Below are 11672 nucleotides of genomic sequence, written 5' to 3' on the forward strand. Positions count from 1 at the left end.
GGTCTGCGGTTGTCCAAACCCGCAGCACGAGCCACTCGGATTCGAGATCAGAACAGGTACTTGAACACCAGCTTCGCCTCTTCGGACATCATTTCCTTGTCCCAGGGCGGATCGAACGTCAATTCCACGTCCACCTTTTCAACCCCGGGCAGACCCTGAATTTTCTCAATCACCTGTTCCTTAATATCGTCAAACAACGGACATCCCATGGTGGTCAGGGTCATCACGACCTTGACATATTTCCCATCCTCCGAGATGTCGATGCGGTAAACCATTCCCAGGTTGACAATGTCAATCTGAATTTCCGGGTCCAACACATCCGTCAGAATGCCGCGGACCAACTCTTCCGTCACCATGTCGCTCCCTCCCTTTCGTGGCATGGCCACAGCTCTTACCGTAGCTTATTCCAGATGACTTGTCCATAACCGCTCCCGATGGCGGTATCACTCGACTTTGAACTGGACGAACATATTGTCATGACCAGACCCGCAGTACTGACTGCATCGAATCGTATAGGTCCCCGGCTTGGTGAACGTCCATACCTTGTCAATCGGCGCCTTGCCTTCAGCGACCGTCACGTTGATTTTGGTGCCCACCACGTTGAATCCGTGAACGCCCTCCGCCGACTGAACGTGAAAATCCACCGGCACACCGGCCTTGAACACCGTCTTGTCCAACGTCCATTTCCAATCGGACGCCACCACGTTCACGCGCTGTGCGTTGCTCGGCACCGCATCACTGCCTCCCCCTTGCCCGCACGCGCTGGTGACCAACGGCAACACGGCGGTCACCGCAAGCACACTCAACCAACGTTTCACTCCGTTCACTCCCATTTCTCCACGCCGTGCACCGCAAAAAACGCGGTGTCCGTACATATGGAAAAGCCTGTGCGCTTCCAGTATAGCAGGAAAACGCACAGGCTGAGCAAATGTTGATCGCCAGATGGCAAATGCGATTCAGCCGATGACTTCCGACAACGGCGTGTATGGCAGACCTTGATCGCGCGCCACCGCTTCATAGGTCAACTTTCCAGCCACCACGTTCACGCCCTTGGCGAGGGCCTCATTCTGCCGTACTGCGGCCTCGAACCCAAGGTTCGCCAACTGCACGGCGTAAGGAATGGTGACATTGGTCAGCGCGAGCGTCGATGTGCGCGGCACAGCCCCCGGAATGTTGGCCACCGCGTAGTGAATGACGCCGTACTTCTCGAACGTCGGATTGCTGTGCGTCGTAATGCGGTCAATCGTTTCGATGGATCCGCCCTGGTCGATGGCCACGTCCACCACCACCGCACCGCGATTCATTCCCTGAATCATTTCGGCGGTCACCAGCTTCGGCGCGCGCGCACCCGGAATCAAAACGGCGCCAATCAGCAAATCGCAACCTTCGATTTGCGCTTTCAGGTTGTATCCATTGGACACCACCGTCCGCAGACGTTGTCCGAACAGCTCGTCCAAATAACGCAGCCGACTCACGTTGGTGTCGAGGATGGTCACCTCGGCTCCGAGTCCCATGGCAATCCGCGCCGCGTTGGTTCCCACGATACCACCGCCGACAATGACCACACGCGCGGGTGGTACACCAGGTACCCCACCCAGCAGCTCACCGCGGCCGCCGTGCGCTTTTTCCAAATAATGGGCACCAATCTGAATGGACATGCGTCCTGCGACTTCACTCATCGGTGTCAACAGCGGCAGACTTCTATCCGGCAGTTGTACAGTCTCATACGCAATGGCAGTGATACCCGATTCCAAGAGCGCCTTGGTCAATTCCGGCTCTGGCGCCAAGTGCAAATATGTGAACAGTGTAAGATCGGATCGGAAATACTTGTATTCCGACGGCAGGGGTTCCTTGACCTTCAGCACCAAATCCGCCTTACCCCAGGCATCGGCCGCGCTCGAGACGATTTCTGCGCCCGCTTCGCGATACGCTTCGTCCGAAAATCCACTGCCCTCGCCTGCACCGGTCTCCACCAGAACCCGATGACCTGCTGTGGCAAATGCGTGCACACCTGCCGGAGTAATGGCCACGCGGTTCTCGTTGTCTTTAATTTCTTTCGGTACACCTATCAGCACCGCGGTGTCTCCCTTCTTGGTTATAAAATGTGTGTACACTGCAGACGTATTCAGTGTAGATCAAGCAAAGGCGGACACGCAACGTCCGCCTTTGCTTGTAATCGTTACCAATTAGTCTTCCGATGTCACGCGGACTTTTCGCACCACCCGACGGGTGGGTTTGTCCAGCGACAATTGTCCGCGACGCACCTGCTCCTCTATCCAGGATTGAATCCGCTTGGTGTCACTTGGCGCAATGCGCCAGTTTTTATCTCCGTAGACGAAGGATTCGGCCGTCAATTCGCCGCGGGCCGCCAGATCGTCCACCGCGGCGCGCACGGCCGCCACTGGGGTGTGCAGCATTTCCGCCAATTCATCCAAACCGAAACGAGTGGTCATGCCATTGCGCTCCAATCATTGCCAAATCAACATGAGGTGTACCGCTGTACGCGTTACATCCAGCGACGCAGGTCCAATCAAAGAGCAATGTACCGTAACCGTTCGCCCGGATGCAACTGTGGACTCGCCATCCACGGCGGTCACGCGGGTGAGAAATCGCACCGCATCCGGATGAGTCCAGTCACCATCGCCACCAAACCAAACAATGGCCATCAGCGACGACAGGGTCACGGGTGCCGCGCCCTGGTTGGTCAGCGTCGCCTGAACAGAAAAGGAACGCCCTCCGTTCCAATCCTTGCGCGGCGTTGCGGTGACGGCCCCGACTTGAACCGGCGCCTTCTGCCACACCAGGTCTGCCTGCCGTGGACTGACCGTACCGGTCTTCAAAAACAGCAGATTGACTTTGCCCAGGAAATGTCCGGATGCATCCGTGGGGACCCCCAGAGGTCGGAACGACCATTGAACCGACTGACCTGGCAACAACGGCTGATTCGGCCCGTTGACAAAGCCCGCCCATGCGGCATTCACCAACATGTCCGGCTGATTCCCCTGTTCAAACGTCAGCAGTCCGATGATATCGCGACTGTGAATCACTTCGGTACCCACATTGGTAAGTGTCGCCTTCACCGTTCCATCGGCGGCGCCGGATGCGTGATCTGATTCGATGGTTACGCTCACCGGAGCGGTCTGCAGACCTACCACAGACGAGACCGTATGTTCCTGAGGATGAGACGCTGTGGTGGGCGATTGGATGACCGCCAACCGCCCCACTATGGACCACACGGCCCACACCAATACGCAGGCAACGCCCATGGCCCCGATGGAAGCCACCAACGAGCGGATGGAGCGGCGTTTCCGACCACCTTGTCTCATGCGTCCCGCTTCCGCAAGAATTTGTTCCTTCAACGCGTTGGGAAAAGGCGGCTTGGGCATAGATGAAAACCGTTTGTTCAGTTCATCATGCTCATCAAACATCCACTTCCCCCCTCGCCTCGAAAATTTCCTTCAACTGTTGCCGAGCACGCCGAAGGCGGGTTCGAACGTTTGCCTCCGTGGTCTTGAGAACCTGTGCAATTTCGCGTCCGGACAGATCCTGAAGGTAGTACAACACCAACACTTCCCGTAACTTCACCGGCAATTGTCCGAGCGCACGCCAAAGCTCGTCGCGTTCCACCCTCGCCATCGCCTGACGTTCCGTGTCCGACAGGGATTCCACATACACAATGGACCCATCATCCTGAATCTCGTGGCGCTGCGCCCAGGAACGCAGGTGATCTTTGCACCGGTTGACCGTGATGGTTAACAACCAGGTACGAATGCTGCTTTGACCGCGAAAGGTGTCGCGCTTCACAAACGCCCGCAAAAACACATCCTGTGTGATGTCCTGAGCCTGATGATAGTTCTTAACATATGCGTACGCCGTGTTCATGACATCACGGCCATACAGATCCATCCAACGTTCCAACTCCTGCAGGTCTTCGGGGCTGGCTGAAGACGAATCCACCACCAAGCTCACCTCCACTGCCAGCACCTCACACGTATCAGACGAGGCACAGCCCACTTCTGTGACATCTTGCGCCCTTGTGAGGCTGTCCATCCGGCCGTCTCTGGATATAAAAGAACGGCCGGGCACCGCCCGACCGTTCGTCCGTCCTCTTGCCATATTACACCGACGCCGGATGGCCTCCATCGGAGAGAAGCACGTCATCTCCGCCTTCCACGAATTCGACGTCGAAGACGGCCTTCGGAAGCGCCGATTTCACGCCCCAGTAATAAGCACCGAGCGAGATTACTGCAACGATGATCTGATCCCAGGGACCGCTGAGCACATTTTTGCCACCGTCAAACGTTCCCAAGTAAGAAATCAAGAACATGACCACGAAGTACACAATCAGCCACCAGGTTGACTTCAGTTGCTGCGATAAGCTGACCTGGTCTTTTGGCACGAACTTCGAGAACAGCAGGTATAGCACGAACATCACAAGCATCGCGCCAATCAAACCGGAGTCAGTCTTCCAACCGGTCCAGTAGATGATTTCGGATGCAATGATGAACGCCAAGGGACTGATGATGTTGATGCCCTTGAGATAGAAGGGACGTTCCAAATTTGGTGCGTTGAAGCGGAAGGCGTGCAGCGACACCGGCCCCACGATGTACGTCAGGACGGTTGCGCTGGAGACCACCGATACCATCGCATCCCACGATGGGAAGGGCAGTGTCCAGAAGACAGCCGCGAAGAAACTCAGCCACAGCGCAGCCCGCGGAACCCCCGTCTTCTCATCGACCTTCCCAAAGAGACGGAAGAATGTACCGTTGCGAGCCCAGCCAAACACCACGCGGGACGTGGCCGACAGGTAAATGTTCCCCGTCCCGTTCGGCGAGATGATGGCGTCAAACGTGATCAACCAAGCCAACCAACCAGCGCCGATGGCGAGTGCAATATCGCGGAACGGCAGACTGAACTGCTCTTTCACAGTCCCCCAGCCGCCAGCCAGATCCTTGGTCGGCACCGCGCCGATAAAGGAAACCTGCAGCAGAATGTACAGCGCAGCCGAGAGCAATACCGCCAAGATGATGGAAAGCGGAACGGTGCGCTGCGGATTTTTCGCTTCACTCGAGAATCCAACGGCCTGCTGAAAACCGAGGAATGCGAACACGATGCCGGCCGTCGACACCGCGGATTCAATGCCCGTAAATCCAAAGGGAGCAAATCCCTTCACGGAGAAGTTCACACCGTGAAAACTGGTCAACAGAGTGATGATAGCCAACGTCGGCACGATGAACTTGAACGCCGTGATCACCGTGTTGGCTTTACCGAATACGCGCACACTCCAGTAATTCAACAGGAAAAAGATCGCCAGGAAAATCACTTGAATGATCCATCCGAGCACTGTCGGATGCCCTGAAGTCGGATCCGCCGTCAATCCGGGCCACCATCCGCTCAGGTACTGGCGAGCCGCTTCCACCTCAATGCCTGCAACACTCGAAAATGCGATCAGTGACGCAAAACCCATGAGATAACCGATAAGAGGCCCGTGGGAGTAAACCGGGTAACGAACCGTACCACCCGCCCGCGGAATGGAACCACCCAACTCCGCATACACGAAACCCAACAAAATGACCGCGATGGCGCCAATCAGCCAGGAAATCCACGCTGCAGGACCCGCGGTGTTGGCGACTTTCGCCGACGCAAACAACCAACCGGAACCGACAATCGAGCCGATGCCGAGAAAGGTCAAATCCATCAGCGATAGCTGCTTTTTAAAGCTTCCTTGTCCCTCCATGTCGTCTCTCCTTTCTTGCAAATACCACTCGACTAAATACCATTTGACCCCACCAAGAGGCTCGGTAACATTATATATCATCTTTCAGATAAATCAAACAGTACGGATATTGTCAATATAATCCTTTCGACAAATTTCGAATTCTCGCGATGCGGTGTTCTCGTATCAGACAAACCGTGGTACACTGATGAACAATGTGCCATTTGAGAACGGGAGGCATGTTTTGTGTATTCGTGGATACGCCCCTTGCTCTTCCGATTGCCGCCGGAAACCGCACATCGCCTGACGCTGCACAGCCTGTCGCGGTTTCCACGTCTCACGGACCTCGCCGCCAGATCCCTGCCGCCAGCCCCGGAACTGGCGCAGAAGCTGTGGAATCGCACCTTCCCTCATCCGGTCGGACTTGCGGCAGGTCTCGACAAAGACGCGGTGGCGGTCAATGGATTGCTGCGCTGCGGATTTTCTTTCCTTGAAGTAGGAACCGTCACGCCGCAGCCACAACCCGGCAACCCCACGCCTCGTTTGTTTCGCTTGCTGGAGGACGAGGCGCTGATCAATCGAATGGGATTCAATAATCGCGGTGTCGATGTTGTTTACCAAAATTTACTTAAACGAAAACACCCGGGGATCATCGGCGTGAACATTGGGAAAAATAAATGGACAGTCAATGAAGAGGCGCAGACGGACTACGTCACGTTGGTGGATCGGCTGTATCGCGTGGCTGACTACTTCACCATCAATGTGAGTTCGCCAAACACCCCCGGTCTGCGGGATCTGCAGTCCGAGCACCATCTCCTGCCGCTGGTCCAAGCGGTCTTGCAAGCGCGCAAACGCCAGGCGGCCCTGCATGAAGATCGGGTTCGGCCGCACTGGGTGCCTGTCCTCGTCAAGTTGGCGCCCGACTTACCGAATGAACAACTGGCCGCATTGGCCGTACAACTTCAGGCGGCTGGGGTGGACGGTCTGATTGCCACCAACACCACAGTGGCCAGAGGTGGTTTGACCTCTGCATATCAACGAGAAACGGGAGGCCTCAGCGGCCGCCCTCTGCGCCGACGGTCAACCGAGGTCATTTCCCTACTGTACCGGGCAACCGACGGACGACTCCCCATCATTGGCAGCGGCGGCATCTTTGATGCCGATGACGCGTATGAAAAAATTCAAGCCGGCGCTTCGCTCATTCAGGTGTATACGGGATTCATCTACCGGGGCCCGGCGCTGGTGGGCGACATTGTGCGCGGACTGCAGCAACGGCTGGCGGCCGAAGGTTTCGCGAACATTGCCGAAGCGGTCGGCAGCAAGGTGCATGCATGAGCGATTGCATCGAAAAAAGTGGAAAGCATCCTGCAGATCCGATAAGATAATAGATGGCAAGACCAACCTTTGAACTCAATGGGAGGGATTCTCATGGCACATGAACTGCCGCCGCTTCCGTACGCGTATAATGCGCTGGAACCGCACATTGACGAGCTGACCATGCAGATTCACCATGACCGTCACCATGCTACATATGTCAACAATCTCAATGCAGCATTGGAAGGCCATGCGGATCTGCAGAACAAGCCGTTGAACGACCTCTTGGCGTCGCTGGATTCGGTTCCGGAATCCATCCGCACCGCTGTCCGCAACAACGGCGGTGGTCACGCGAACCACACGTTGTTCTGGGAAATTCTCAGCCCGAATGGCGGTGGCGAACCGACCGGCGCTGTGGCAGACGCCATCAATGCCACCTTCGGCAGCTTTGAAAACTTCAAGGCGGAGTTCACCAAGGCTGCAACGGGCCGGTTCGGCAGCGGCTGGGCTTGGCTGGTTGTGGACAATGGCAAGCTCGCCATCACGAGCACGCCGAACCAGGATAGTCCGCTGATGGAAGGCAAAACGCCGATTCTCGGTCTGGACGTGTGGGAGCACGCCTACTACCTGAAGTATCAAAACAAGCGCCCGGATTACATCGCGGCGTTCTGGAACGTCGTCAACTGGGCGGAAGTCAACAAGCGCTACGAAGCTGCGAAGTAATTCGTGAAGCTTTTCAAGGGGCTGTCTCCAAGGCCATCGCAAGATGCGTCTGGGAGCAGCCCCTTTTGTTTTGATTGTGGACGCCTCGACAGGGCTCGGGATTCAATTTTCCGAAGTTTCCTGGACACACTAGCGAGCAGGGCCTGTGTTTCGTCAGGAGGAGATCATGACTGCACCTTTGACATTGATTCGCGGCGCATCCGTTTACGCGCCACAGCCAATGGGAAAACAGGACGTGTTGATTGGCGGAGGGAAAATCCTCGCCCTCGGAGAAGACCTGTCCTTCCACGGCGCCGCTCCGCTTGTCGACATCATCGACGCAGCGGGGTTGCTCATGTTCCCTGGATTGATTGACCAGCATGTGCACATGGCGGGCGGTGGCGGTGAAGGCGGGTTTCACTACCGGACGCCAGAAATTTCTCTCAGCCACATTACCACCGCAGGGGTGACAACCTTGGTCGGCGTGCTCGGCACGGACGGCATCACCCGATCCACGCGCGAGTTGCTCGCCAAGGCCAACGGACTCGATGTCGAAGGCGTGACCACGTATATTTATTCTGGGGCCTACCAGGTCCCCACCCGAACCATCACAGGCATGCCGCGCAGTGATATCGTACTGATTGACAAGGTGATTGGCATTGGGGAGATTGCCATATCAGATTCTCGATCCAGTCATCCCAGCGAACACGACATCGCGGAACTGGCCAGCGAAGCGCGGGTGGGCGGCTTGTTGGCCGGCAAAGCCGGTGTGCTTCACCTGCATGTGGGTGACGATGACAGCCGCCTGCACATTTTGTTCGAAGTGCTGCAGAAGACGGACTTGCCGAAATCCGTGTTCACGCCGACTCACCTCAATCGCAATCCGGATTTGCTCAAGGAAGCCATTCGCTACGGCAGAGAGGGAGGATTCGTGGATATCACGTCAGGGATTCGGCCCGACGACCATGATCACATCTCCATCAAGCCCTCCCGAGCGATTCGCCAATTGCTCGACAGCGGCGTGCGTCCGGAACTCATCACCATGAGTTCGGACAGCAACGGGAGTTCCCCCATCTTTGACGCGCAGGGGAAGCTGGTCGCCATGGGCATCGGATCCATCGCCACCCTGTGGGAGGAAACCCGCGATGCGATGGTCGAAGAAGACATTCCTGTGGAAACGGCGGTCCAAATCGTCACCCGAAACGTGGCCCGCGTCCTCAAACTCAGGCACAAAGGCGCGATTTCGCCACGCATGGATGCCGATTTCTTTTTGACCGACCAACAGTATCGCATTCAACATGTGTTCTCGAAGGGCCGTCAAATGGTGAAGGACACAGAGCCGATTGTGTTCGGGACGTTCGAGCATGTGGCGGACATCCCCGGCGCACCTGGCGCCAAGGCGGAGTCTGGCGCTGTGGACAGCGCGCGGGGGCGCGCTCAGCTTTCACCGGGGCCGGATCATCCCGATGAACCACCCCATCCGGATAACAATCCACAGCCATCCCGTCGCGACTACTGTTGTTGAGAACTTGTCAATACATCATCGTGGGAGGCGGATGACCGTGGAACTGCTCTTTCTTGGTACCGGTGCTGGCCTGCCCATGAAGCGGCGAAACGTTGCGGGCATGGTGCTCCGGATGCCGGCAGAACGCCGCGCCGACTGGTTGTTTGACTGCGGTGAGGGCACACAGCATCAACTGTTGCGGACCAGCGTTTCGTTGCACCGCCTTGAACACGTGTTCATCACACACCTGCACGGGGACCACCTGTACGGCCTCCCAGGGATCCTGACCAGCCGATCCGCCCAAGGAGCCACGTCTTCCCTCCGCGTGTTCGGACCCCCGGGGCTCAGGACGTACATCCAGTCAGTCCTGTCGGCCAGTTGTGCGCATTTGACGTATCCGCTGCACATTCAGGAAGTTCAACCGGGAGCGGTATTCGCGGACGATCAAATCACCGTGACCTGCGACCAACTCGATCACACCGTTCCTTCCTACGGATATCGTGTGACCGAACGGGATTTACCGGGAAAACTGGACCGCGTCCGGCTTCAACAGCAGGGAATTCCGCCGGGCCCCGTCTATGGGCGCCTCAAGCGTGGCGAGGATGTTACCCTTGCTGACGGACGCACGCTTCACGCCAACGACTATGTTTTTGCATCCAGGAAAGGCCGGACGGTGGTCGTGCTCGGCGATACCCGCCCCACGTCCCGGGCCATCAACCTGGCTCGCGGCGCGAATGTGCTGGTGCACGAAGCAACATTCGCGTCCGAACATCAACAACTCGCTCACCGCTACGGGCATTCCACCGCTGTGGAGGCTGCACGCACAGCGGCCGAGGCCGGCGTGGACATACTGGTCCTCACGCACATCAGCGCGCGCTACGCAGACGATGCGAGTCGTTTGTTGAGCGAAGCGCAATCCATTCATCCGCGAACCTATTTGGCGGAAGACTTCTGGAACTTGTCCGTGGATGTTCGCAGCGGCTCCGTCGAAAGTTCTCCTCCACATCCCGGCCGTGAATGACGGAAAAACGCTAGCCCCCCGCCTGCCCTTCATGTTCCGAGCCTTCCTGCGACGAGGGGGATTCCACCGACTGCTGTTTCATCTTCTCCGCAATGTCCGGCCGCGGATCCCAACAGTGGAACTGATAATGGGTCTTCGTGTCATAGCCCAACCGCGTACAGCGCGGCTGGATTTTGTCATGTTCGCGAACTATGGCGAAATGACGGCAGGTCGCGCAGCAATGGTAATTCTTCACCACGGCCTCCCCCCTCCTCTTCCACCTCAGTCTAGCACAGGGCAGGATGAGGACGTGGGTTTTCACCGTGCCATCCGTCCACGGGTCCGCGTTCACTGTGTGGGAAGCCGAATGCAGCCAAGCGAGGTGATACCGATGATTCCGTTTGTTGCGCTCGGCGATTCCATCACCGCAGGCCTCGGGGCTACGCAGGCGACACTGGGCTACCCCCCCCAGCTGGATCGACTGCTTCACGGAAGATCCCTTTTTCGATCCGAGGTACACGGTCAGGTGTTGGCCCAACCGGGATGGACCAGCAGAGACCTGGTTGCCGCAGTTTGGGAGGCCGGTACAATGCCCCTCAGAGCGGCCAAGGTGGTCATCATTTGGATTGGCGGCGATGATCTGGCATACAGCGGCATCACCCGACTTCAAGGTGCCCCCGCGCAGGTGGTGTCGCGCGCGCTGACGCGATATGGAAAAGACTTGGAAACGCTGATACGTACGGTTCGCACTGTGGGGAAAGCGAACGTGGTCGTGTGCACGCAGTACAATCCTTTTCCGAACAGCCCCATCGCAACGGAAGCCCTGTCCGCCCTGAACCAGGTCACCCACACGGTGGCGCATCAGACGCATGCCGCCCTCGCACCGACGGACGCCTGGTTTGAGGGGCGCCAGACAGAGCTCATCGCAGGATACCGATCCGGTCGTTTGACCGATGCGCTCTCCAGTCACCCCACGCCGATTCACCCCAACAATCGGGGCCATCGCGTGATTGCGGAAGGACTGGCGTCTGTTCTGCATCCCCTGCTCGCATGACGCGTCGTTCGCAGCGCCTGATCGAGTAGGAGGGGGCGCCTAGCCCCGTCCTCTCACACCACCGTACGTGCGGGTCCGCATACGGCGGTTCATGAAACTCCACGAAGCGTAAGGTATCTCGCCTGAAGACTGCGCAGCCCCAGTTGCTCAAAGTACGTTTTGTCCATGGCTTGGTTCAGCATCCTCGCCATGAACCACGGCCCTCGGCGTGAGTTGGCTGTCATGTGGACCACCCACTCCGGTTGCCCCAACGCGCGTAGCTCCCGATACCGCGTGCGCACTCGTTTCCATTGCTTCCATATGCACATTCGCAGCCTGCGCCGAATCCATTCATCGAACCGTTCGCAGCGCCCCTTCATCTCTGCCATCCGGTAGTACGCCA

At 57.5% G+C, this 11672-nt stretch carries 14 protein-coding genes; 5 read left to right on the plus strand and 9 right to left on the minus strand.

All coding sequences use genetic code 11. The features are described 5' to 3' along the window. Nucleotides 1-47: 47 nt before the first annotated feature. The 7 genes from G463_RS0112995 to G463_RS20360 all read right to left on the minus strand — a co-directional run bounded on the left by G463_RS0112995 (nucleotide 48) and on the right by G463_RS20360 (nucleotide 5737). Nucleotides 48-356, minus strand: coding sequence for a metal-sulfur cluster assembly factor (locus G463_RS0112995; RefSeq protein WP_026975521.1), 309 nt, complete (start codon nucleotides 354-356; stop codon nucleotides 48-50). Between the two features lie 87 nt (nucleotides 357-443). Beyond that, complete coding sequence (locus G463_RS21855) at nucleotides 444-818, minus strand: cupredoxin domain-containing protein (protein WP_156900209.1); 375 nt, start codon at nucleotides 816-818, stop codon at nucleotides 444-446. 138 nt (nucleotides 819-956) lie between these two features. Further along, complete coding sequence (gene ald / locus G463_RS0113005) at nucleotides 957-2075, minus strand: alanine dehydrogenase (protein WP_026975522.1); 1119 nt, start codon at nucleotides 2073-2075, stop codon at nucleotides 957-959. Nucleotides 2076-2186: 111 nt separating this feature from the next. Beyond that, a complete protein-coding gene (locus tag G463_RS0113010) occupies nucleotides 2187-2453 on the minus strand; it encodes a hypothetical protein (protein ID WP_026975523.1) in 267 nt (88 codons plus the stop codon). 15 nt (nucleotides 2454-2468) lie between these two features. Then, nucleotides 2469-3428: a hypothetical protein gene (locus G463_RS0113015; protein WP_026975524.1), complete on the minus strand. Its 960-nt coding sequence runs from the start codon at nucleotides 3426-3428 to the stop codon at nucleotides 2469-2471. Next, nucleotides 3421-3975, minus strand: a complete 555-nt coding sequence (locus G463_RS20355) for a sigma-70 family RNA polymerase sigma factor (protein WP_245575908.1) — start codon at nucleotides 3973-3975, stop codon at nucleotides 3421-3423. Before G463_RS20355 ends, G463_RS0113015 begins: the two co-directional genes overlap by 8 nt. A 142-nt stretch (nucleotides 3976-4117) precedes the next feature. Further along, the gene (locus G463_RS20360) at nucleotides 4118-5737 is read right to left on the minus strand and encodes an APC family permease (RefSeq protein WP_051322286.1); all 1620 of its coding nucleotides are present in this window, start codon (nucleotides 5735-5737) and stop codon (nucleotides 4118-4120) included. Nucleotides 5738-5962: 225 nt separating this feature from the next. Here G463_RS20360 and G463_RS0113030 point away from each other — a divergent pair, with 225 nt between their 5' ends. The 4 genes from G463_RS0113030 (at nucleotide 5963) to rnz (ending at nucleotide 10257) form a co-directional block, all read left to right on the plus strand. Beyond that, complete coding sequence (locus tag G463_RS0113030) at nucleotides 5963-7051, plus strand: quinone-dependent dihydroorotate dehydrogenase (protein WP_026975526.1); 1089 nt, start codon at nucleotides 5963-5965, stop codon at nucleotides 7049-7051. Between the two features lie 93 nt (nucleotides 7052-7144). Beyond that, entirely contained in the window at nucleotides 7145-7753 is a 609-nt protein-coding gene (locus G463_RS0113035) for a superoxide dismutase (protein ID WP_026975527.1), read from the plus strand. A gap of 166 nt (nucleotides 7754-7919) precedes the next feature. Next, a complete protein-coding gene (iadA, locus tag G463_RS0113040; protein WP_035487239.1) occupies nucleotides 7920-9257 on the plus strand; it encodes a beta-aspartyl-peptidase in 1338 nt (445 codons plus the stop codon). Between the two features lie 37 nt (nucleotides 9258-9294). Next, nucleotides 9295-10257 carry a ribonuclease Z gene (gene rnz / locus G463_RS20365; protein ID WP_051322290.1) on the plus strand — a complete coding sequence of 321 codons (963 nt, stop codon included), beginning with the start codon at nucleotides 9295-9297 and terminating at the stop codon, nucleotides 10255-10257. 10 nt (nucleotides 10258-10267) lie between these two features. Here rnz and G463_RS0113050 read toward each other — a convergent pair whose 3' ends face one another. After that, nucleotides 10268-10495, minus strand: coding sequence for a hypothetical protein (locus tag G463_RS0113050; RefSeq protein WP_035487242.1), 228 nt, complete (start codon nucleotides 10493-10495; stop codon nucleotides 10268-10270). A 132-nt stretch (nucleotides 10496-10627) separates the two neighbouring features. Between G463_RS0113050 and G463_RS0113055 the strand changes: the two genes are divergently transcribed. Then, nucleotides 10628-11290, plus strand: coding sequence for an SGNH/GDSL hydrolase family protein (locus G463_RS0113055; protein WP_035487257.1), 663 nt, complete (start codon nucleotides 10628-10630; stop codon nucleotides 11288-11290). Between the two features lie 89 nt (nucleotides 11291-11379). Here the strand turns inward: G463_RS0113055 and G463_RS0113060 are convergent. Then, nucleotides 11380-11672: group II intron maturase-specific domain-containing protein (locus G463_RS0113060; RefSeq protein WP_026975531.1), on the minus strand; the 293-nt coding region annotated here is incomplete at its 5' end.

The organism is Alicyclobacillus contaminans DSM 17975 (assembly GCF_000429525.1).
Taxonomy (GTDB): Bacteria; Bacillota; Bacilli; order Alicyclobacillales; family Alicyclobacillaceae; genus Alicyclobacillus_A; species Alicyclobacillus_A contaminans.